We start from the raw sequence: 20894 nt of genomic DNA, 5'->3' as shown, positions 1-20894 counted from the left end.
GGCGGCCCGGCGCGCTTTACGCGGCCCGCAGCGGCTTCCTGATGCGCGGGCGCGGTGCCGCGCGTCCCGGCCGCTGCGGTCCGGTCTCCAGGCGCGCCAAGTAGTGAAGGAAGGTGCGCACCCCGAAGCCGGTGGCGCAATCGCGCGGGCGGTACGGACCCGTCCCTTCCTCGCTCTCCAGGAAGGCCACCGGGGCGATGTCCAGGTGGGCCCAGGGGCGGCCAGCGGTGAACTCGCGCAGGAACGCCGCCGCCTTCTCCGCCGAACCGTAGCGTCCCGCCGAGTTGCGCAGGTCGGCAACACGGCCGCGCATCGCCTCGGTGTACTCCTCGTACAGCGGCAGCGGCCAGAGCCGCTCCCCGGCGGCGTCGCCGGCCGCGCGCAGCGCCTCCATCAGCCCGGCATCAGTGCCGAGCAGCGCAGCGGCGAACGGGCCCAGGGCGACGTGGGCTCCGCCGGTGAGGGTGGCGACGTCGATGAGCACGTCCGCCCGCTCCGCGGCGTAGGCCAGGGCGTCGGCCAGGACCAGCCGCCCCTCCGCGTCGGTGTTGGTGATCTCCACCGTCCTGCCGTTCATGATCCGCAGGATGTCGCCCGGCTTCATCGCCCCCGGGCCCGGCATGTTCTCGGCCAGCCCGAGCAGGCCCAGCACCCGCACCCGCGGGGCGAGCGCGGGGAGCGCGGTCATCGTGGCCAGCACGGCGGCAGCCCCCGCCATGTCGGACTTCATCGTCTGCATCTGCTCGGCCGTCTTGAGGTCGAGCCCGCCGCTGTCGAAGGTCAGGCCCTTGCCCACGAGGGCCACCGTGCGTCCCGCGCCCTGCGGAGCGTAGGTCAGGACGACCAGGCGGGGCTCCTCGCGGCTCCCCCGGGCCACCCCGAGGATTCCTCCCATCCCCAGGCGCGCCATCGCGTCGGGTCCCAGTACTTCGACGCCCAGTCCGCGCTCGCGGGCGCGGCTGGCAGCCAGGTCGGCGAAGCGCGCCGGGGTGAGGTCGCTGGGCGGCTCGTTCACCAGGTCGCGGGCGAAGACCGTCGCCTCGGCGAAGAGGCGCCCCCAGGCCACCCCTTGCTCCACCGCCTCGCGATCCTCCCGGTCGGCGGCCAGGATGTCCGCACGCCGCACCGGCCGAGGCGGTGCGTTCAGGTAGCGGGTGAAGCGGTAGGCGCCGAGCAGGATCCCCTCCACCCGCGCCTGGGTGAGAGCGGCCAGACGGTCGGCCGGCGCCGGCAGGGGCGCGAAGGCCAGGTGCTGCAGGTGGAGGTCCTGGGCCCGGCGGACGGCCGCGGCCGCAGCCGTCCGCACCCGCTCCCCCTCCAGCTCGGGCCCCGGCCCCAGCCCGGCCACGATCAGGCGCCGGGGGGCGATGCGGCCCTGGGTGTGGATCACCGCCGTCTCGCCGGGACGGGCGGAGAACGCCTCCTCGTCGAGCGTGCGCCGCAGCTCGCCGCCCAGCGCGCGGTCCAGGTGCGCGGCCGCACCCCCCAGCTCCCGCACACCGGCGAAGACGCCCACCACCAGCGCCTCGCAGGCGTGGCGTCGGGGGTCGGTCGTGAGCACCTGCAGGTCGATCACCGGCCGATCTCCTCCCCCACGCCGCGCTCGCGGGCGCGCCGGTAGACCAGGTGCATGGTGGCCACGTCCTCGAGCGCGATGCCCAGCGACTTGAAGAGCGTGATCTCCTCGGGGTCCCGGCGCCCCGGGACCTGCCCCCCCACCACCTCGGCCAGCTCGGCCACCCGCTCCCAGGTGAGCAGCCCGTCTTCGACCGGTACCGTCAGCTCGGCCGCCTCCAGCCGGGCCTGCTCAAGGGAATCCACGACGATGCGGGCGGCGCGCGTCACCACGCCGGTGTCGATCTCGCGGCGCGGCAGGGCGTTGGCGCCGGCGGCGTTCACGTGCACGCCCGGGCGCAGCCACGCCCCCTGCACCACCGGGTCGCGGGCCGAGGTGATGGTGGTGACGATGTCCGCGTCGCGCACAGCCTCCTCCGGGGAGTCGACGGCCACCACCTGGGCCCCCAGCTCGGCGGTCATCTCCTCGGCGAAGGCCTCGCGCCGCTCCGGCGTGCGGCTGTACGCCTTGACCAGGGCGATGGGGCGCACGCGGGCGATCGCCGCCGCCTGGGAGCGGGCCTGCCACCCGGTGCCGATGAGGCCGAGGGTGCCCGCCCCGGGGCGGGCCAGGTACTTGGTGGCGACGGCGCTGGCGGCACCGGTGCGCAGCTGGCCCAGGGTGTCGGCCTCCATCATCGCTAGCAGCCGGCCGTCGTAGAGGTCGTAGAGCAGGCCGATGAAGCGGCGCCCCCCGCGGGTGGTGGCATAGGACTTCAGGCCCAGCACCCCCCAGTCCGGCAGGCCCGCCGCCATGACGTGCAGCACCCCGCCTTCGACCTGGACGCGCTGGCGCGGACGGTTGACGGCCCGCCCGGCGGCCGCCTCGGCGAAGGCGCGTTCCACGGTGTCGATGACGTCGTCCAGGGTGACGAGCGAGGCGACGTCGGCCTCGCGGAGGTAGAGCGCCACGGCCTCCAGCATACCATCGCCCTGCGCTCTCGTGGGCCACTGCGGTGCGCGCCAGGCAAACGGGTACGAGGCCCAAGTGGCGGGCCTGGCGCAGAGGTGGTCGACGGTGCGCCGGGATGGCACGGATGGCAGCGCGGAGGAGCCGAACGGAACTCGGCCCGGACCGAGCTGGTCGCTCCGCCGGGCACGCCCGCCGGCCGAGGCCCTAACTCAGCTGACCGACAGCCCCCGGAGGGAGCGCTCCCGCTCAGGGAGGACGGTGCGCAGGAACCCGTCCAGCGCGGCGCGACTGGGGTCGGGGGCGTCGGCGTAGGCCTGCCAGGCCGTGCGCACCGCCTCGGGGTCTGCGCTCACCGGCGGCGGGGCCAGCGCCAGCGGAGGCTCCTCCCAGCGCGGGACCTCCACCTCCAGGGAGAGGTCGTCGCAGTAGTCCAGGGCCGCGTCGAGGAAGGCGGCCAGGGAGCGCCCGTCGAAGCCCCGGGCGGCGAGCGGCCGGCCCATTGGGCCCAGCCGGTCGGCGGCGACATCCTCGTAGACGGCCAGCAACGTCCGGGTCAGGGCAGCCAGCGCAGCCAGGGCGCGTGTCTGGCTCCAGCGGGCCTGGATGCTGTCCGCCGCCTCCACCTCCGCCCACCGCCCAACCTCGCGCACCCACGCGTCCACCCCGAGGGCGCAGCGGGCGGTGGCCCGGTGCAGTGCGCCGAGGAGGTCGTCGTGCCGGGCCGCCCGGGCCACCAGCGCCACCGCGCCCTCTCGGGCCCGGGCCGCCTGCGCGGGGGTGGCGATGCGCGGCATCACCACGGTGCGCGCGAAGAGCTCCTCCACCACGATCGCGACACTGCCGGGGCGGGCGTAGCGGTCCTCCCGGGTCGCCAGGGCCGCGGCGGCGTACCCCCGCAGCGCCGGGCCGAGGGTCTGGAAGGCCTGGAGGACCAGCCAGAGAGGCAGGAAGACGAGCGCGCCCCAGACGATCAGCACGAAGACCCAGCGCTCGCCTCCCCGTCCCGTGACCTGCAGGACGGCCATCGTGACCAGGAAGCCCAGGGCACAGCCAGCGGCGAGGAGACGGGCGGCCCCCTGCCGGGCGCGGGCGTCGCCCAGGCGCGTGAGCCAGAGGCGCATGGCCCATCTATTCTCCCACGAACGCCTCTGGTACGGCGCCACGCTCCCGTGACACGGGCGGGGCACGATGGTCGGGAGGAGGGAGAGCCGGATGCGCATGGTCCTCCTGGGGCTGCTGGCCTGGGTGGTGCAGCTCGCCCTGCCCACCGGGACGTTCGTCGTGGTGCCGGGGGAGAGCCGGGTCACCTTCCACGTGCGGGACAACCGCGGGGGGTTCAGCGGAGAGACCGACCAGGTGAGCGGGACCGTCGTCGTCCGCGCGGTGGACGGCGGCTACACAGCCACCGTCGAGGCACGGGTCGACGCCCGCACCATCCGCACAGGCGCCTCCCTGCGCGACGCGCAGATGCGCGGCGCCACCTTCCTGCACACCCGGGAGTTCCCCTTCATCCGCTTTGAGGGGACGGCGACCGCCGAGCGGGTGAGTGGAGAGCCTTTCCCGGCGACGCTGCGCGGGCGCCTCACCGTGCGCACCGTCAGCCGGGAGGTGGTGATCCCCCTGACGGTCCGCCTGACGGGGGCGGGGTACGCGGCGCAGGGCGAGACCACCGTCCGCTTCACGGAGTTCGGCCTGCCGGTCCCGCGCTTCCTCATCTTCGTGGCCGAGGACCTCATCCTCATCCGGATCGCCGCCGTGCTGCGCCCGCCGTGACGGCGCAGCCACGGCGCGGCCGGCCGGTGGCACCGTCCCCCTGTCGTGCCCGCCGTTCCCAACGGCGGGAGCCTGCCGCAGGGCCGGGGAGGCCGGTATGGGCAGCGGGCAGGGAGCGCTTCGCGGTTTCACGTATTAGCGCAGCGGAGTCATCCCGGCCCGGGCGGGCCGGCCCGCAGCGGGCCGCGGGAGGTGGACCGATGCGAGGACGTCTGCACGGTGTCCTGCTCCTCTGCGTGGTCCTGGCCGCATTGGCTTCCCCTCCGGCGCAGGCGCAGGCGCCGCCGAGGACGCTCCGGATCGCCGTGGGGATCGACGCCGACACGCTCGACCCCGCGGGGCAGACCACGACGACTGTGGCCAACATGGTCGACTACATCTACGAGACCCTGGTCGCCTACGACTACAGGGAGAACAGGGTCGTCCCCCACCTGGCCACGCGCTGGCAGGTGAGCCGCGACGGCCTCACCTACACCTTCACCCTGCGCAGCGGCGTGCGTTTCCACGACGGCACGCCGCTCACCGCCGAGGCGGTCAAGTTCACCCTGGAGCGCCTGCTGGATCCCAGGACTCGGGTCCCCACGCGCTTCCTGATCGACGCCATCGAGGAGGTCCAGACGCCGACCCCCCAGACCGTCCGCCTGGTCCTCAGCAAGCCCAGCCCCACGCTCCTGACCAACCTCACCTACACCACCACCGCGATCATCTCGCCTACCGCGGCCCAGCGCATCGGCGCGGCCAACCTCACCCGCGACGCCACCGGTGCCGGCACGGGCCCCTACATGTTCAAGGAGTGGGTGCGCGGCACCCACATCCTCGTCACCCGGAACCCCAACTACTGGGGCCCGCGGCCGGTCTTCGAAGAGGTGATGTTCCGCATCGTCCCCGACGCCGGGGCGCGGGAGGCCATGTTGCTCGCCGGCGACGTGCACATGGCCATGCTGCCGCCGGCCCCCGACGTGCGGCGGCTCCGCGAGCACCCCAACGTCACCATGGTGGTCGCTCCCACCGACCGGATCATCTTCGTCGCCATGAACACGCAGTGGGGGCCGTTCAAGGACGCCCGCGTCCGGCAGGCGATGAACTACGCCGTGAACAAGAAGGCCATCCTGAGCAGCGTGCTCTTCGACCTGGGCACGGTGGCCGACTCCCCCTGCCCCGGCATGATGTTCGGCCACCACCCGGTCCAGCCGGGCGGGTGGCCCTTCAACCCGATCAAGGCGAAGCAACTCCTGCGCGAGGCGGGCGTTGGGAACGGGTTCGAGGTCACCTTCCTCACACCCACGGGCCGCTACATCCAGGACTTCCAGTTCGCCCAGGCCATCGCGGCCCAGCTGCGCAACGTGGGGATCCGGGCCAACGTCGCCACCATGGACTGGCCGAGCTACGTGGCCGAGATCACCCAGCCGCCTGAGCGGACCCGCCTCCAGATGCTGGTGCTGGGGTGGGCCTGGGTGGTCCTGGACTGCGACGGGGTGCTCTTCGGGCAGTTCCACTCCTCCCAGCACCCGAACCGCGGGCTGGCCCCGGCCTTCTACCGGAACGCCCGGGTGGACGCCCTCCTGGAGGAGGCGCGCACCATCGTCGACCAGGAGCGGCGCAAGGCGCTCTACCGAGAGGCCCAGACGATCATCTGGAACGAGGCGCCCTGGATCTTCCTGTGGACGCAGAAGTGGTACGTGGCCACGGTGAAGAACCTGCGCGGTGTCAGCATCACCCCGATCGAGAAGTGGGACGCCATCCACGCCACCTGGCAGTAGCCGCCCGGACGCCACCGCGACAGTCGGTTCGCGGGCGCCGCCGCGGCCCGCCTTCCCGCACCGTCCGGGCATGAGGGGGACCGGTCCTGGGTCGGTACATCCTCCGCCGCCTGCTCTACGCGGTGCCGACGCTGCTCGGCGTCACTGTCGTCATCTTCCTCATGGTCCGGCTCATCCCCGGCGACCCAGCCCGTCTCATCGCCGGTCTGCTGGCGACGGAGGAGGAGGTGGCGCGGCTGCGCGTGGAGCTGGGCCTCCACCGGCCCCTGCACGAGCAGTACCTGCGCTTCCTGGGCGCGGCCCTGCGGGGCGACCTCGGGATCTCCGCCGCCACTCGCACGCCGGTGGCGGCGGAGATCGGCAGCCGGCTGCGGGCCACGGTGACCCTGGCGGTGACCAGCACGGCGCTGGCCACGCTCTTCGGCCTGGTCGCCGGGATCGTCTCCGCCACCACCGCCAACTCGCCGCTGGACTACGCGGTGATGGTGGCGGCACTCGTCGGCGTCTCCGTCCCGGTCTTCTGGCTGGGGATCATGCTCATGCTGCTGTTCGCCGTGCGGCTGCGCTGGCTGCCCGCAGGCGGCTACGGCGGACCGGCCCACCTGATCCTCCCGTCGCTGACCCTGGCCGCCTTCTCCACCGCCATCATCGCCCGCATGACGCGCGGCAGCCTGCTGGAGACCCTGGGCATGGACTTTGTGCGCACCGCCCGGGCCAAGGGACTCCCGCCGCGGCAGGTGGTGACGCGGCACGCGCTGCGCAACGCCCTCATCCCGGTGATCACGGTCGTCGGCCTCCAGTTCGGTGCGCTCCTCGGCGGTGCCGTGCTCACGGAGACCACCTTCGCCTGGCCGGGGATCGGCCGGCTGCTGGTCTCGGCGATCACTGCGCGGGACTATCCGGTCATCCAGGGGATCGTGCTCCTCTTCGCCCTCGCCTTCGTCCTGGTCAACCTAACCGTGGACGTGCTCTACGCCTATGTCGACCCGCGGATTCGCTACGAGTGACCTCCCCCTGCTGCTGGTGCGTCCCGCTCCGGCCCGGGGAGCCTGGGTCAGGCTGCGGCGCCGGCGCACGGCGGTGGCCGGGCTCGTCATCCTGCTGGGCCTCTTCGGCGCGTCTGTCCTGGCGCCAGTGGTGCTGCCCGCCGACCCCAACGAGGCCGACTTCACCCGGGTACTCCAGCCGCCGTCGTGGCCCCACCCGATGGGGACCGACCAGCTCGGCCGCGACATCCTCACCCGGGTCGCCTATGGCGGACGCCTCTCGCTGCTCATCGGCCTGCTCGCCGTGCTCCTGGCTGCTGCGGTGGGTGTGCCCATCGGCCTGGTCTCGGGCTACTTCGGCGGCATGGTAGACATGGCGGTCCAGCGCATCATCGACCTGCTCCTGGCCTTCCCCGGCTTCCTCCTGGCCCTCACCCTCATCGCCGTGCTGGGGGTCGGGGTGACGAACGTCGTGGTCTCGGTGGCGGTGGCGGCGGTCCCCGTCTACGTCCGGCTGGTGCGGGGGGTCACCCTCTCCCTGCGGGAGGAGACGTTCATCGAGGCGGCCCGGGCGCTCGGCGCTCCCGAGTGGCGGGTCCTGGCGCGGCACGTGCTGCCCAACTCGGTCGCGCCCGTGATCGTCCAGTCCACGCTCCAGCTGGGCACCGCCATCCTGACGGCCGCCGGGTTGGGCTTCCTCGGCCTGGGCGTCCGGCCGCCCACCCCGGAGTGGGGGACAATGCTGGGTGAAGGGCAGACCTACCTGCTCTCCTACTGGTTCATCGCCACCTTCCCGGGGCTGGCGATCTTCCTGGCGGTGATGGCCTTCAACCTACTCGGGGACGGGCTGCGCGACGCGCTCGACCCGCGCACGGTCCTGCGGGCCTGAAAGGTCGAGGCACCCGCTTTGACGAGGCGGGTCACCCTGCCCTGACGGGGAGGGCAACCCGCCCCTCCAGCGAACTCCCCTGTGGCCCACGGTTCCAGGGGCGGCCGGCCCGTCGCCGGCTCCGCATCTCAGTCCGACCCGGAGGTCACGATGGTCACGGACGCCCGAGCCTACGCCCGAGAGCACCGCGCCCGGTTCCTGGAGGAGCTGAAGGACCTCATCCGCATCCCCACCGTCAGCACGCTCCCCGAGCACCGTCCCGACCTGGAACGCGCCGCCGCCTGGCTGTGCCACCGCCTGGCCGACCTGGGCTTCAGCGCGCGCGTGATCCCGAGCGGCGACCACCCCATCGTCTACGGCGAGTGGCTGGGCGCCGAGGGCAGGCCCACACTGCTGTGCTACGGCCACTACGACGTCCAGCCGCCCGACCCGCTGGAGCTGTGGGAGACGCCGCCCTTCGAGCCCACCGTGCGCGGGGAGGATCTCTACGCGCGGGGGGCGTCGGACGACAAGGGGCAGCTGATGCTGCAGCTCTTCGCCATCGAGTCGCTGCTGCGCGCCACGGGGACCCTACCCGTGAACGTGAAGGTCTTCATCGAAGGCGAGGAGGAGATCGGCAGCCCGCGGGTGGTGGAGTACGTGCCGCGCCACCGCCGGCAGCTGGCCGCCGACGCGGCGCTGGTCTGCGACGGGCAGTACTGGGCCCCGGGTGTTCCGGCGCTCGTGACCGGGCTGCGCGGGCTGATCTACACGGAGGTCGAAGCGCGGGGCGCGCGCCACGACCTCCACTCCGGCCAGTACGGTGGCGCGGCCCCCAATCCCGTCGAGGCGCTGGCGCGCATCGTCGCCGGGCTGAAGGACCGGCGGGGACGGGTGACCATCCCCCGCTACTACGCCGCGGTGGAGCCGCCCGCCCCCGAGGAACGGGAGGCCTGGGAGCGCCTGGGGTTCGACGAGCAGGCCTACCTGGCGCACCTCGGGGTGGACGCGGCCCCCGGCGAGGACGGGTACTCCATTTTGGAGCGTCGCTGGGTCCGCCCCACGCTGGAGGTGCACGGCATCGCCGGCGGCTTCACCGGCCCCGGCGCCAAGACGGTGATCCCCGCGCGGGCGGTGGCGAAGATCAGCATGCGCCTGGTGCCGCGGCAGCGCCCGGCGACGATCCTGCGCGCCTTCACCCGGCGGGTGCAGGCGCTCACCCCGCCGGGGGTGCGCACCGAGGTGCGGGCGCTGTCGCTGGGCGACCCCGTGCAGGTCTCGCCGGACGCCCCACCGGTGCGCCTGGCCGCCCGGGCGCTCGAGGAGGTGGTGGGCCGGCCGCCGGTCTACATGCGCGAGGGGGGCAGCGTCCCGGTGGTGGCCGCCTTCGTGAACGCGCTGAAGGCCCCGGCGGTGCTCATGGGCTTCGGGCTGCCGGACGACAACCTGCACGCCCCCAACGAGAAGTTCCACCTGCCCAACTTCTACCAGGGGATCGAGACGGTGATCCGCTTCATGGAGCTGCTGGGCAGCGCAGGGCTCCCAGGGCGGCCTGCCTGATGCCGTCCATCGCCGAGACCCGGCAGGAGGTCGTCCACCTCGTCCTGCCGGAGCACGGCAACCTCTACGGCAACCTCTTCGGCGGCCGGATGATGGCCTGGATCGCCTCGGCGGCCACGCTGGTGGCCATGCGGCTGGCCCGCGGCAACGTGGTGCTCGGCAGCATGGACGACCTCGACTTCCTCGCCCCGGTGCGCGTGGGCGACCTGGTGGTCCTGCGGGCGCAGGTGGAGCACGTGGGGCGGGCGTCCATGGAGGTGGGCGTGGAGGTGGAGGCGGAGCAGCCGCGCACCGGGGAGCGGCGCCGCGCCACCACGGCCCACCTGGTCCTCGTGGCCGTGGACGACGGCGGCCGGCCGCGGCCGGTGGGGGCGGCGGTGGAGCCGGCCACCGCAGAGGAGCGGGAGCTGGCGGAGCGGGCCCGCGCCCGCAAGGCGGCGCGGATGCAACGCCTGGCCGACCGCCGCCAGCGCGCCCGGGACGTGGCCGCCGAGCCGGAGGAGCTGCGCTTCGCCGCCGAGGTCTCCCGCCTGGTCTTCCCCGAGGATGCCGTCGGCGCGAACATGCTCTTCGCCGGGACGCTGCTGCAGCAGCTGGACGAGTGCGCCTCCATCCAGGCCGTGCGCTACGCCCGCGGGCCGGTCGTCACCGCCTCCCTGGACGCGCTCGACTTCTACGCGCCGATCTTCGTGGGGGAGATCGTCACCTACCGCACGGCCATCAACTATGTCGGCCGCACCTCCATGGAGATCGGCGTAAAGGTGCTGGCGGAGAACCCGCGCACGGGGGAGCTGCGCCACACCTGCACCGCCTTCCTCACCGCCGTGCACGTGGGCCCCGACGGGCGGCCGGCACCGCTCCCGCCCTACGAGCCCCGGACGGCGGCGGAGCGGCGGCGCTGGCAGGCGGCGGCGGAGCGGCGGCAGGCCCGGCAGGCCCGCCTGGCAGGGCTGCGCGGGGGCGGCGGGGCCCCGGAGCCGGGGATCGCCGGGGGGCTGCGGCCAGGGATGGGGGTATGACCGTACCGTGACGACGCTGCTGGACTACCTCCTCCACCTGGACCGCCACCTGGACACGCTCCTCCTCACCTACGGGACCTGGACCTACGCCATCGTCTTCCTGGTGGTCTTCGCCGAGACCGGGTTCGTGGCCACGCCCTTCCTGCCGGGCGACTCGCTGCTCTTCGCGCTCGGCACCTTCGCCGCGCGCGGCACCCTCGACCTGGGCGTCCTGCTGGTGGGGCTGGCGGCCGCTGCCATCCTCGGCGACACGGTGAACTACTGGGCCGGCTACCACGTGGGGCCGCGGGTCTTCCGCCAAGAGCGCTCCCGCCTCTTCCGGCGGGAGCACCTGGAGCGGACGCACCGGTTCTACGAGAAGTACGGGGCGGCCACGATCATCCTGGCCCGCTTCGTCCCGGTGGTGCGCACCTTCGCCCCCTTCGTGGCCGGCATCGGCCGGATGACCTACCCTCGTTTTCTCCTCTACAACGTCGCGGGCGGGGTGGTGTGGGTAGCCCTCTTCGTGGTCGGCGGCTACCTCTTCGGCACCCTCCCCTGGGTGGAGCGCAACTTCAGCGTGGCGGTGCTGCTCATCGTCGCGGCCTCCCTGGTCCCCCTGGCCCTGGAGGTGTGGCGGCACCGCCGATCCCGTCCGGCCGGGGTGGGGGAGGAGGCCTGAGGCCCCAGTGCCGACGCGACCGGACCTCGCGGCCCGGGCGTCAAGAGGGGAAGTCGCCCTGGCAGGCGAACAAGCCAGGCTGGGTTCACCTCACGGCAGGGACCCAACGTATCGATCGTGAGTGCCCGCCCCGGCCGGGGCCGGGCGACGGGGAGGAATCGGTCGGGATGAGAGTACTCGCGGTCTGTCTGCTCGCGTTCGCGATGCTGGCGGCCGGTGCCGTCGCGGGAGCCGCTCCCGCGCCCGCCCGCGGCGGTACCTTGATCATCGCCGAGGGGAGCGACGCCACCACGCTAGACGGCCACCGCTACACCGACTCGCCCACAGCCGAGCGCATGGAGCACATCTGCGAGACGCTCTTCTGGCTCAGCCCGGAAGGCCGCGTGGAGCCGCGGCTGGCCACGGCCTTCACCTTCTCCCCCGACGGGCGCCGGCTGACCATCCGGCTGCGCCCCACCGTGCGCTTCCATGACGGCACGCCCTTCAACGCGCAGGCGGCCAAGTGGAACCTCGACCGGGTGCTCGACCCCGCCACCCGGGCATCGTTCCGATCGCTGATCGACCGGGTGACGCAGGTCGTGGCCCTGGATGCGAACACGCTCGTCCTGCTCACCAACGCTCCGTTCGCCCCACTCGTCCTCAACCTCACTCACGGCGGGGTCTGCATGCAGAGTCCCACCGCCATCGAGCGCCTGGGGCCGGACGAGTACGCCCGCAACCCCGTGGGCACGGGCCCCTACCGCTTCCGGGAGTGGGTCCGCGGCGACCGCATCACCGTGACCCGCTTTGAGGAGTACTGGGGCGAGAAGGGGCACTTCGACGCGATCCAGTGGCGCGTCATCCCCGACGACGGCGCCCGCGTGGCCGCCGTGGAGAGCGGGGCGGTGCACATCGCCAAGCGCGTCCCGCCGCGCGACGTGGAGCGGTTGCGCGCCAACCGGGCGCTGCGGGTGGAGGTGCAGACGAGCCTGCGGACGATCTTCATCGGCTTCAACGTCACCCGCCCGCCTTTCAACAACCGCCGCGTCCGGCAGGCGCTGAACTACGCCATCAACAAGGAGGCGATCGTCCGGGCCATCCTCGGCGGGACGGCACGCGTCTCCGACGCGCCCATCGCGCCCGGTGTGGCCGGCTACGCCAGGATCATGACCTACGAGTACAACGTGGAGCGGGCCCGCCAGCTCCTGGCCGAGGCCGGCTACCCCAACGGCTTCCGGGCCACCCTCCACCACCCGGTGGCGCGCTACATCCGGGACGCCGAGATTGCCGCGGCCATCCAGGGCCTGCTGCGCCGCGTCGGCGTCGAGGTCGAGCTCGTGCCCATGGACATCGGCTCCCTCGTCGCCTTCACGAACAAGCCCCAGGCCGAGGCCACCCACCAGATGTACATGCTGGGGTGGGGGACGGTGACCGGCGACGCCGACTACGGGCTGTACAACCTCTTCCACTCCAGCCAGTGGCCGCCGGCCGGCTTCAACCGGGGCTTCTACCGCAACCCCCAGGTGGACGCGCTCCTCGACCGGGGCCGCACCACGCTCGACCAGGCGGAGCGGAACCGGATCTACCGCGAGGCGATGGCGCTCATCATGGAGGACGCGCCCTGGATCTTCCTCCACAGCGAGTCGCAGGTCACCGCCTACCGGGCCGAGGTGCAGAACGTCTACATGCACCCGGCGGAGCGGCTGGTGGCCATGCAGGGTTTCTTCCGCCGTTGACTGCCGGCGGGCACCGGCAGGGAGCGGGGGCGGGGGGTGACCCCGCCCCCGCTGGTCTCCGGGGCCTGACAACGGAGATATGTCGTTGTTAGGGCGATGTGGCGGTACATCGTCAAGCGCCTCCTGCTGACCGTCCCCGTCCTGTTCGGGGTGGCCTTCGTCGTCTTCGTCATGGTCCGCATCGTGCCGGGCGACCCGGCCCAGATCATGGCCGGGCAGCAGGCCACCCGCGAGCTGGTCGAGGGCATCCGCCGGGATCTCGGGTTGGACCGGCCGCTGCTGGTCCAGTTCGCCGACTTCATGGCCGGGCTGCTGCGGGGGGACCTGGGTCGGTCGGTCCGCTCCCGGGCCCCCGTCACCGAGGAGCTGGCCCACCGGATCCCCAACACGCTGCGCTTGGCCGCTGCGGGAATGCTGGTGGCGACCACCGTGGGCGTCACCGCCGGGGTGGTCTCGGCCGTCCGCCCCTACTCCCTCGTCGACACCGCCGTGATGGTGGTGGCGCTCGCCGGGCTCTCCATGCCCATCTACTGGTCCGGCCTCATGCTCATCCTGGTCTTCGCGGTCTGGCTCAACTGGCTGCCGGCGGTGGGGAGCGACTCCCTGGCCCACCTGGTCCTGCCGGCCGCCGCGCTGGGCTTCACCTCGGCGGCGATCATCGCGCGCATGACCCGGTCGGCCATGCTGGAGGTGCTGCGCGCCGACTACATCCGCACCGCCCGGGCCAAGGGGCTGGCGGAGCGCGTCGTCATCAACCGTCACGCCCTGTGCAACGCGCTCATCCCGGTCATCACCGTCGTGGGGCTGCAGACGGGGACGCTGCTGAGCGGGGCCGTGCTCACGGAGAGCGTCTTCGCCTGGTCGGGGATCGGCCGTCTCATGGTGGACGCCACGCTGAACCGCGACTACCCGGTGGTGCAGGGGGCGGTGCTGCTCGTGGCCCTCTCCTTCGTCCTGGTGAATCTGGTGGTGGACTTGCTCTACGCGCTGGTGGACCCGCGCATCCGCTATGAGTGACCCCTCAGTGCGCACCGTCCGCGCCGTCCGGCTGCCCGCCACCGGGTCCGTCCCGGCAGTGCGCTGGGGTCGCGTCACGCGGGGGGCGGCGGTCTGGCGCCAGCTCGTCCGCAACCGGGCCGGGCTGGCCGGGGGGATCATCCTGCTGGTCTTCCTGGTGACCGGGCTGCTGGCGCCCCTGCTCGCCCCCGAGGACCCCTACGAGCCGGCGCTGGAGCGCAGCCTGGAGCCGCCGGGACGGTCAGCGCTGCTCGGTCGGGACGAGCTGGGCCGGGACGTATTGAGCCGCCTGATCTACGGCGCCCGCCTCTCGCTCCTCATCGGGGTGATCGCCGTCGCCATCGGAGTCAGTGCCGGGGTGCCGCTCGGCGCGCTCTCCGGCTACTTCGGCGGGTGGACCGACCTGATCGTGCAGCGGGTGGTGGACGTGATGCTGGCCTTCCCGGGGATCCTGCTGGCCATCATCCTCGTGGCCATCCTGGGGGTGGGGCTCGTGCAGGTGATGGTGGCGGTGGGCATCGTGAGCGTCCCCACTTATGCCCGCCTGGTGCGCGGTCAGGTCCTCTCCCTGCGGGCCCAGGAGTTCGTGGAAGCGGCGCGGGCTCTGGGGGCCACCCCGGTGCGCATCCTGGCCCGGCATGTCCTCCCCAACACGCTGGCGGTGATCATCGTGCAGGCGACGCTGCAGATCGCCGGCGCGATCCTCTCGGCGGCGGCGTTGGGCTTCCTGGGGCTAGGCGCGCAGCCCCCGGCGGCGGAGTGGGGAGCGATGCTGAGCAGCGCGCGTCAGTACCTGCGGCTGGCCCCGCACACGGTGGTCTTCCCGGGACTGGCCATCATGGTCACGGTGCTGGGCTTCAACCTGCTGGGCGACGCCATCCGCGACGCCCTCGACCCACGCCTGCGCCTGTCGGGCCCGTGAGGGCCGCCCGCCGCACCCGGCGCACCGCCGCCCCGCACCATCCTTCCAGGGGCACGCAGCCAGGTGATGCCCCGCCCCCCCAGGCCGCAGACGCCGCGAAGGCGGCCGTGCGGGAGCGGTTGTGGCGCCTGCTGGAGGACCGCGGGGTAGTCCGCTTCCCCGGCGCGCCTGGCCGCATCCCCAACTTCGTCGGGGCGGAGGCGGCGGCGGAGCGGCTGGCCGCCACGCCCGAATGGCAGGCGGCCCGCGTCGTCAAGGCCAATCCCGACAGCCCGCAGCTGCCCGTGCGGGCCCGGGCGCTGGCCGAGGGCAAGGTGCTCTACATGGCCGTCCCGCGGCTGGCGGCGCCCGAGCCCTTCGTCCAACTGGACCCGCGTCGGCTCACCGTCGCGCCCCGGCAGGCCGCCTCGATTCGGGGAGCGTTTCGCTGGGGCCGACCCGTGTGGGTGGAGCAGATGGAGCGCATCGACCTGATCGTCTGCGGGAGTGTGGCCGTGGACCGCCGGGGCGCGCGAGTGGGGAAGGGCGGCGGGTACTCCGACCTCGAGTTCGGCCTGCTCGTCACCGCGGGGCTCGTCGACCGGCAGACCGTCATCGCCACGACGGTGCACCCGCTGCAGGTCGTGGACCAGCCCCTGCCGGAGACGGCGCACGACTTTCGCGTCGACCTCATCGTCACGCCGGACGCGGTGATCCGCCCCGCCCGCCCGCGTCGCCCGCGCGGGGTGCTCTGGAGCCACCTCATACCGGCGCAGATCGCCGCCATCCCCGTCCTGCAGGCCCTGCGGGAGCAGCGGAGAGTGCCGAGGCGGTGATGGCGGCAGCGGGCGCCCCGCAGTGACCACGGGGACCGGTCCGGGCGCGATGACGGCAGGAGCGTGCGGGCCCCTGGGCCCTGCCGTCCAGGACTGCTACCCGGACGACTTCGCCCACTGCTACGGGTGCGGGCGCCTCAACCCGCAGGGCTATCACCTGAAGACCTACTGGGACGGGCGGGAGAGCCGCACCCGTTTCACCCCGGCGCCGCACCACGTCGCCGTCCCCGGGTTCGTCTACGGCGGGCTCATCGCCTCGCTGTTCGACTGCCACAGCACCGCCACCGCAGCCGCGGCGGCGGCAACGCAGGCCGGGCAGCGGCTCGGCGACGGACCCGTCGCGCGCTTCGTCACGGCGTCGCTGCAGGTCGACTACCTCAAGCCGACGCCGCTCGGTCCCGAGCTGGAGCTGCGCGGGCGGGCGACGGAGGTCACCGACCGCAAAGTGGTGGTGGAGGCGGAGCTGCGGGCGGCCGGTGTCGTCACGGCCCGGGCCCGCGCAGTGGCGGTGCGCCTGCCCGAGGCGATGGCACGCCCGCCGGGGGGCGCCTGAGGCGCCCCCCGGGCGCCCTCAGTACCGGAAGACCATCGTCACGCGCGCCGTGACGGTGAGCAGCCCGCCCTCCACCGGCATCGGCGCACCGAGAGCCAGGCGCTCCATCGCCCGGACCGGGACCTCCACGCCCTCCTCGATGATCCGCTCCACGCCCCGAATCTGCACCCCCGCGGCACGGGCGATGGCCTCGGCCTTCTCGCGCGCCTCCCGCACCGCCGCGCCCAGCGCCTCCCGGCGCGCCGCCGACGGGTCCCGCAGCCCGAAGGTGACCCCGAGGATCGTGGTGGCGCCGCCGCGCACCGCCTCGTCGAGGACCCGCCCGGCCAGGGCCAGGTCGGTGACCACCACGCTGAGGGTGTAGACCGCCCGGTAGCCGGCGAGCTGCGGTGCGCCCTCTCGGGGTGTGGTGTAGACCGGGGTGAGCTGCACCCCGGAGGTCCGGACGGCCGACCGCGCCATGCCCAATCCCGCCAGCCGGGTGATGATGCGCTCGGCGGTGCGCGCCACCGCCGTAGCGGCGTCGGCGGCGGTGGGGCGCTGCACCTCGACGCCCACCTCCACGCTGGCCTGTGTGGGCGGGACCTCCACCTGTCCCGTGCCGCGGGTGACGATCTCGTTGCGGTCGGGTGGTGGCGCCCCTCCCTGCCCATGGGCCCGTGGGGCCGCTGCGGCCAGGAGCGGCAGCAGGACGAGCGCGGTCACGCCCACCAGCCAGGTCCGTCGCATGGTCCTCACCCCTCCGGCGAGCCTCGATGCCTCGCCGCCGGTGAAACGTCCGAGCGGCCTCCGGGGTTCATGCCAGCCGTCGCGTTGACAGGGGGAGGGGGGGTGTTATACTCCACGCCGTCATGGAAGGCCGGCGCACTGCGCGTCGCCGGGAGCACACCGCTGCTGCGGTTCGGGGGGAGGTGGGACCAGTGGACGCCGTGGGTCACCACTACATCGTCGAGGCCTCCGGCTGCACCCCGGAGGTCATCGGGAGCGTCGAGCGCGTGGAGCAGATCCTGGTGCGCGCCGCCGAGGCGGCTCGGGTCCAGGTCTGGGCGATCTCCTTCCACCGGTTCAACCCGAACGGCGTCTCCGGCGTCGTCGTGATCTCCGAGTCGCACCTCTCCGTGCACACCTGGCCCGAGCTCCGCTACGTGGCGCTGGACATCTTCACCTGTGGGAACGAGGCCAAGCCCGAGGCCGCCGTGGAGTACGCGCTGAAGGAGTTTGGCGCCACGAGTGTCCACATCACCGAGGTGACGCGCGGCCTGGAGGAGGGCGACCGCGTCTTCTTCCACAGCATCGTCACCTGGGAGGAGACGCTGCCCGCCCGCCTCGACGGCGCGCCCTCCAAGCCGCGCCGGACCGCGCGCGTCAACCAGCCGCGCCGGGCCGTGCGCACCTGAGCGTCGCCCAACCCGTGCTCAACCGATGAAGGTCCGGCCGTCCCTGCGTCCCGCTCGCCTGCGCGGGTGATGGCGCGCATCTCGCCCGGTCAGGCCCTCCGCCCCGTCTCCACCCCGCCTGCCCCTGCCCTGGCCTTCCTGACCGTCCTGGCGCTCCTCAGCACGCAGGCGGTCCCGCTGCGGGCTGCCCCCGGTGCGGGACGCTGGGAGTCCCGGGCACGGATGCCCTCAGAGCGCACCGAGGTGGCGGGGGCCGCGCTGGGCGGGCGGATCTACGTCATTGGCGGTCTGGTCCCGGGCGGGGTGACGGGGGCGGTGGAGGAGTACGATCCCGCCGCGAACACCTGGCACCCCCGGACCTCCCTGCCCATCGCCGTGCACCACGCCGCCGCGGCCGCCGTCGGCGGCCGGCTCTACGTCATCGGCGGGTTCGACGCGCGCTGGACACCGCTCGCCGCCGTCTTCGAGTACGACCCCGCACAGGACCGCTGGCGGCAGCGCGCGCCGCTGCCGACCCCGCGCGGGGCGCTCGCCGCAGCGGTCGTGGACGGGCGCATCATCGCCGTGGGCGGCGTGGGGCCGGGAGGCGACGTGACGGCCGTCGAGCTGTACGATCCGGACCAGGACCGGTGGCGAGCGCTCGCCCCCATGGCCGTGGCGCGCGACCACCTGGGGGCCGTGGCGGTGGATGGGAGGGTCTATGCCTTCGGCGGACGGCGGAGTGGGCGGAACCTGCCGGTCACCGAGGTCTACGACCCGGCCGCCGACACCTGGCGCATGGCGGCACCGATGCCGACGCCGCGCAGCGGGTACGGTGCGGCTGCGGTGGGTCCCCGCGTCTTCGTCATGGGCGGGGAACTGGGCCGGCCCACCACCTACCCCGAGAACGAGGAGTTCGACACGCGCACGGGGAGCTGGACCCCCCGCGCGCCCATGCCCACGCCGCGCCACGGGCTGGCCGCGGTGGCGCTGGAGGGGCGCGTCTACGCCCTCAGCGGCGGGCCGCGCCCGGGCGGGTCGTTCAGCGGCGCCAACGAGGTCTACATCCCCGACTGATCCGGGTTCCGGAGGAAGGGCGCCGTCGCGGCCGGATCGTCTCGCCGGCACGCTACAATCTCTCCGGAGCTCTCCGGAGCCCGGGAGGAGGTCTTCCGTGGTGGTTCGGATCGACCTGCTGCGGGCGGTAACGGACGAGGAGCTGTTGCGGCTCTCGGAGCGGAACCCGGGGTATCAGTTTGAGCGCACCGCGGACGGGAGGCTGGTGGTGAGCCCTCCGGGAGGAGAGCATGGGCGGCGCAGCGTGAACTTGGGCTACCAGCTCCAGGGGTGGAATGAGCGGACCCGGACCGGTGTCGTCTTCGACTCCTCCACGGGATTTCGGCTTCCCGACGGGGCGCTGTTCTCTCCCGACGCATCCTGGGTGTCCCGAGAGCGGTGGGAGGTCCTGACCCGGCAGGAACGGGAGGGGTTCGTGCCCCTGTGCCCGGACGCGGTCTTTGAACTCCGCTCACGGGGGCAGGACGCCGAAGAGGTGCGTGAGAAGCTGCAGGCCTACCTGAGGAACGGCGCGCGGGTGGCCGTGCTGGTGGACCCCTACACGCGAACGGTGGAGGTTCACCGCCCGGGCCGCGCGCCTGAGGTCAGTCGCGAGCCCGCGCGTGTTCCACTGGATCCGGAGCTCCCGGGCTTTGAGCTGGAGCTGAAGCCCCTCTTCGAGGACTGAGGGGACGCACGCCGAAGGGCCTGCTCATCCGCGGGCACCATGGGCCGCGTGATGCCGGGGGTCCAGGCCTCAGCGGGCGCAGGAGGATGCGCCGAGGCCGGGGAAGCAGGCAGCAGCCATGGCCGTGCCACGCCCCCGGCGTCCCATCAACCCGCGCCTGAAGGACCCGCTGGCCGACCGGTTCTGCCAGGCGGTGCTCACCCTCACCTCCGTGGAGGAGTGCTACCGGTTCTTCGAGGACGTCGCCACCATCGGCGAGTTCAAGGCGATGGCGCAGCGCCTGGAGATCGCCCGCCTCCTCTTCGAGGGACGGACCTACCAGGAGGTGGCGGCGCGCACGGGGGCCAGCAGCGCCACCATCAGCCGTGTGCGCCGCTTCCTGGAGTACGGCGCCGACGGCTACCGCCTGGTGCTCACCCGTCTGGGTGTGCGCCCGGGGCGGGGGGGCCGCGGTTGAGGCGCCCCGCTGGCCTGGTTCCTGCACCACCCTGGAGAGCGGAGACCCGCACGCAGGCCGACGCATCTCCTGTTGGCTGGTAACAACGATTGTTCGGCAATCCCCTTGTTGTCGCCGCACGCACCGAGGTAGCCTACCCGCGGCGTGACACCCGGGCCCCGGCACGTCGAGCCCGCGCGCCGGCCCACGAGCCCGCGCGCGGGCCCAGGAGAGGAGCAGCGATGGCTTCGTCTCTGCTGATCACCCTGCGGGAGGGTCTGGAAGCGGCGCTGATCCTCGGCATCATCCTGGCCTACCTGGCCAGGACCGGACACCGGGACAAGGCGGGCGCCGTCTGGCTGGGGACCGTGTCGAGCATCGTGCTCAGCGTGGCCGCCGGCGTAGCGATCTTCCTCACGGCTGGGGGCCTGGAGGGGCACGCCGAGGAGATCTTCGAGGGCGCTACCATGGTGGCGGCCGCGGGCGTCCTCGCCTACATGATCTTCTGGATGCGGCGTCAGGCCATCGGCATCCGGGCGCACCTGCAGGCCCAGGTGCAGACGGCGCTGGAATCCGGCTCCCTGTGGGCGCTGGGCCTGCTGGCCTTCGTCGCGGTGGGGCGGGAAGGGCTCGAGACCGTCCTCTTCATGATCGCGGCGATCACGACCGCCTCGGCCTCCGCGGCGCTGCTGGGCGGAGGGCTCGGCCTCGCGGCCGCGGCGGTGCTGGGCTACCTGCTCTACCGCGGCACCTACCGGCTGAACCTGCGGGCGTTCTTCAACGTCACCAGCATCCTGCTGCTCCTCTTCGCGGCCGGGTTGCTCGCCCACGGCCTTCACGAGTTCCACGAGGCCGGCCTGGTACCGGCGCTCGTGGAGCCCGTCTGGAACACGAACGCCGTGCTGGACGAACGGTCCCTCTTGGGGAGTTTCCTGGCCGCGCTCTTCGGCTACAACGGCGACCCCTCGCTGGTGGAGGTCGTGGCCTACGGGGGCTACCTCGGGCTCGTGGGGTGGGCCTACTTCCGCCCGCCCACCCTCCGGGAGCTGCGCCCGACGACCGAGCGCGTCGGTTAGCCGACCTCGCGCCGCGGCCGCCCTGCCGCCCCACCGGGTTGACGTGCCGGCCACCGCCGGGGTATCCTCAACGGCAGTTTGCTTCG

The 20894-nt window shown here is 73.3% G+C and carries 21 protein-coding genes; 17 read left to right on the top strand and 4 right to left on the bottom strand.

Features of this window, described 5'->3' with window-relative positions:
- Positions 1 to 16 precede the first annotated feature (16 nt).
- The 3 genes from RB146_03825 to RB146_03815 all read right to left on the bottom strand — a co-directional run bounded on the left by RB146_03825 (position 17) and on the right by RB146_03815 (position 3648).
- A complete protein-coding gene (locus tag RB146_03825; protein ID MDQ7828111.1) occupies positions 17 to 1576 on the bottom strand; it encodes a leucyl aminopeptidase in 1560 nt (519 codons plus the stop codon).
- A complete protein-coding gene (locus RB146_03820) occupies positions 1573 to 2538 on the bottom strand; it encodes an ornithine cyclodeaminase family protein (protein MDQ7828110.1) in 966 nt (321 codons plus the stop codon). The genes RB146_03825 and RB146_03820 overlap by 4 nt, the downstream gene beginning before the upstream one ends.
- A 198-nt stretch (positions 2539 to 2736) precedes the next feature.
- Positions 2737 to 3648, bottom strand: a complete 912-nt coding sequence (locus RB146_03815; protein MDQ7828109.1) for a hypothetical protein — start codon at positions 3646 to 3648, stop codon at positions 2737 to 2739.
- 91 nt (positions 3649 to 3739) lie between these two features.
- On the opposite strand from RB146_03815, the gene RB146_03810 reads away from it, so the two are divergent.
- From RB146_03810 to RB146_03755, 12 genes are all read left to right on the top strand, one after another.
- Positions 3740 to 4300, top strand: coding sequence for a YceI family protein (locus tag RB146_03810; protein MDQ7828108.1), 561 nt, complete (start codon positions 3740 to 3742; stop codon positions 4298 to 4300).
- 200 nt (positions 4301 to 4500) lie between these two features.
- Positions 4501 to 6060 carry an ABC transporter substrate-binding protein gene (locus RB146_03805; GenBank protein ID MDQ7828107.1) on the top strand — a complete coding sequence of 520 codons (1560 nt, stop codon included), beginning with the start codon at positions 4501 to 4503 and terminating at the stop codon, positions 6058 to 6060.
- Between the two features lie 86 nt (positions 6061 to 6146).
- Positions 6147 to 7067 carry an ABC transporter permease gene (locus RB146_03800; GenBank protein MDQ7828106.1) on the top strand — a complete coding sequence of 307 codons (921 nt, stop codon included), beginning with the start codon at positions 6147 to 6149 and terminating at the stop codon, positions 7065 to 7067.
- Positions 7039 to 7935: an ABC transporter permease gene (locus tag RB146_03795; GenBank protein ID MDQ7828105.1), complete on the top strand. Its 897-nt coding sequence runs from the start codon at positions 7039 to 7041 to the stop codon at positions 7933 to 7935. Before RB146_03800 ends, RB146_03795 begins: the two co-directional genes overlap by 29 nt.
- A gap of 150 nt (positions 7936 to 8085) precedes the next feature.
- Complete coding sequence (locus tag RB146_03790; GenBank protein ID MDQ7828104.1) at positions 8086 to 9474, top strand: dipeptidase; 1389 nt, start codon at positions 8086 to 8088, stop codon at positions 9472 to 9474.
- The gene (locus tag RB146_03785) at positions 9474 to 10493 is read left to right on the top strand and encodes a hotdog domain-containing protein (protein ID MDQ7828103.1); all 1020 of its coding nucleotides are present in this window, start codon (positions 9474 to 9476) and stop codon (positions 10491 to 10493) included. The genes RB146_03790 and RB146_03785 overlap by 1 nt, the downstream gene beginning before the upstream one ends.
- Before the next feature lie 7 nt (positions 10494 to 10500).
- Positions 10501 to 11154 (top strand): DedA family protein, encoded by a 654-nt coding sequence (locus RB146_03780; GenBank protein MDQ7828102.1) that lies wholly within the window; start codon positions 10501 to 10503, stop codon positions 11152 to 11154.
- A gap of 167 nt (positions 11155 to 11321) precedes the next feature.
- Entirely contained in the window at positions 11322 to 12869 is a 1548-nt protein-coding gene (locus tag RB146_03775; protein MDQ7828101.1) for a glutathione ABC transporter substrate-binding protein, read from the top strand.
- A gap of 96 nt (positions 12870 to 12965) precedes the next feature.
- Complete coding sequence (locus RB146_03770) at positions 12966 to 13886, top strand: ABC transporter permease (protein ID MDQ7828100.1); 921 nt, start codon at positions 12966 to 12968, stop codon at positions 13884 to 13886.
- Between the two features lie 7 nt (positions 13887 to 13893).
- Positions 13894 to 14808 carry an ABC transporter permease gene (locus tag RB146_03765; protein ID MDQ7828099.1) on the top strand — a complete coding sequence of 305 codons (915 nt, stop codon included), beginning with the start codon at positions 13894 to 13896 and terminating at the stop codon, positions 14806 to 14808.
- A 107-nt stretch (positions 14809 to 14915) separates the two neighbouring features.
- Positions 14916 to 15623 carry a 5-formyltetrahydrofolate cyclo-ligase gene (locus RB146_03760; GenBank protein ID MDQ7828098.1) on the top strand — a complete coding sequence of 236 codons (708 nt, stop codon included), beginning with the start codon at positions 14916 to 14918 and terminating at the stop codon, positions 15621 to 15623.
- A 49-nt stretch (positions 15624 to 15672) separates the two neighbouring features.
- Positions 15673 to 16176, top strand: coding sequence for a PaaI family thioesterase (locus tag RB146_03755; GenBank protein ID MDQ7828097.1), 504 nt, complete (start codon positions 15673 to 15675; stop codon positions 16174 to 16176).
- Positions 16177 to 16194: 18 nt separating this feature from the next.
- Here the strand turns inward: RB146_03755 and RB146_03750 are convergent, their stop codons facing one another.
- Positions 16195 to 16905, bottom strand: coding sequence for an SIMPL domain-containing protein (locus RB146_03750; GenBank protein ID MDQ7828096.1), 711 nt, complete (start codon positions 16903 to 16905; stop codon positions 16195 to 16197).
- A 191-nt stretch (positions 16906 to 17096) separates the two neighbouring features.
- On the opposite strand from RB146_03750, the gene speD reads away from it, so the two are divergent.
- The 5 genes from speD (at position 17097) to efeU (ending at position 20808) form a co-directional block, all read left to right on the top strand.
- Positions 17097 to 17573: an adenosylmethionine decarboxylase gene (gene speD / locus RB146_03745; GenBank protein ID MDQ7828095.1), complete on the top strand. Its 477-nt coding sequence runs from the start codon at positions 17097 to 17099 to the stop codon at positions 17571 to 17573.
- Positions 17574 to 17642: 69 nt separating this feature from the next.
- Positions 17643 to 18629: a kelch repeat-containing protein gene (locus tag RB146_03740; protein MDQ7828094.1), complete on the top strand. Its 987-nt coding sequence runs from the start codon at positions 17643 to 17645 to the stop codon at positions 18627 to 18629.
- 97 nt (positions 18630 to 18726) lie between these two features.
- On the top strand, positions 18727 to 19296 hold the full coding sequence (locus RB146_03735) for a Uma2 family endonuclease (GenBank protein MDQ7828093.1): 570 nt from the start codon (positions 18727 to 18729) through the stop codon (positions 19294 to 19296).
- Positions 19297 to 19414: 118 nt separating this feature from the next.
- Positions 19415 to 19753, top strand: a complete 339-nt coding sequence (locus RB146_03730) for a YerC/YecD family TrpR-related protein (GenBank protein MDQ7828092.1) — start codon at positions 19415 to 19417, stop codon at positions 19751 to 19753.
- A gap of 221 nt (positions 19754 to 19974) precedes the next feature.
- Complete coding sequence (gene efeU, locus RB146_03725) at positions 19975 to 20808, top strand: iron uptake transporter permease EfeU (protein ID MDQ7828091.1); 834 nt, start codon at positions 19975 to 19977, stop codon at positions 20806 to 20808.
- Positions 20809 to 20894 lie beyond the last annotated feature (86 nt).

The sequence above is a fragment of the Armatimonadota bacterium genome (genome assembly GCA_031081585.1).
Taxonomy (GTDB): domain Bacteria; phylum Sysuimicrobiota; class Sysuimicrobiia; order Sysuimicrobiales; family Humicultoraceae; genus Geohabitans; species Geohabitans tengchongensis.
Note: the sequence above shows the minus strand (reverse complement) of the source record. Positions and strands in the feature narration are given on the sequence as shown.

Coding starts and splice junctions, on each gene's coding strand:
- RB146_03790 (MDQ7828104.1), top strand. CDS start 8,086: ATGGTCACGGACGCCCGAGCCTACGCCCGAGAGCACCGCGCCCGGTTC.
- RB146_03810 (MDQ7828108.1), top strand. CDS start 3,740: ATGCGCATGGTCCTCCTGGGGCTGCTGGCCTGGGTGGTGCAGCTCGCC.
- efeU (MDQ7828091.1), top strand. CDS start 19,975: ATGGCTTCGTCTCTGCTGATCACCCTGCGGGAGGGTCTGGAAGCGGCG.
- RB146_03775 (MDQ7828101.1), top strand. CDS start 11,322: ATGAGAGTACTCGCGGTCTGTCTGCTCGCGTTCGCGATGCTGGCGGCC.
- RB146_03805 (MDQ7828107.1), top strand. CDS start 4,501: ATGCGAGGACGTCTGCACGGTGTCCTGCTCCTCTGCGTGGTCCTGGCC.
- RB146_03755 (MDQ7828097.1), top strand. CDS start 15,673: ATGACGGCAGGAGCGTGCGGGCCCCTGGGCCCTGCCGTCCAGGACTGC.
- RB146_03785 (MDQ7828103.1), top strand. CDS start 9,474: ATGCCGTCCATCGCCGAGACCCGGCAGGAGGTCGTCCACCTCGTCCTG.
- RB146_03740 (MDQ7828094.1), top strand. CDS start 17,643: ATGGCGCGCATCTCGCCCGGTCAGGCCCTCCGCCCCGTCTCCACCCCG.
- RB146_03750 (MDQ7828096.1), bottom strand. CDS start 16,905: ATGCGACGGACCTGGCTGGTGGGCGTGACCGCGCTCGTCCTGCTGCCG.
- RB146_03795 (MDQ7828105.1), top strand. CDS start 7,039: ATGTCGACCCGCGGATTCGCTACGAGTGACCTCCCCCTGCTGCTGGTG.
- RB146_03770 (MDQ7828100.1), top strand. CDS start 12,966: ATGTGGCGGTACATCGTCAAGCGCCTCCTGCTGACCGTCCCCGTCCTG.
- RB146_03730 (MDQ7828092.1), top strand. CDS start 19,415: ATGGCCGTGCCACGCCCCCGGCGTCCCATCAACCCGCGCCTGAAGGAC.
- RB146_03815 (MDQ7828109.1), bottom strand. CDS start 3,648: ATGCGCCTCTGGCTCACGCGCCTGGGCGACGCCCGCGCCCGGCAGGGG.
- RB146_03820 (MDQ7828110.1), bottom strand. CDS start 2,538: ATGCTGGAGGCCGTGGCGCTCTACCTCCGCGAGGCCGACGTCGCCTCG.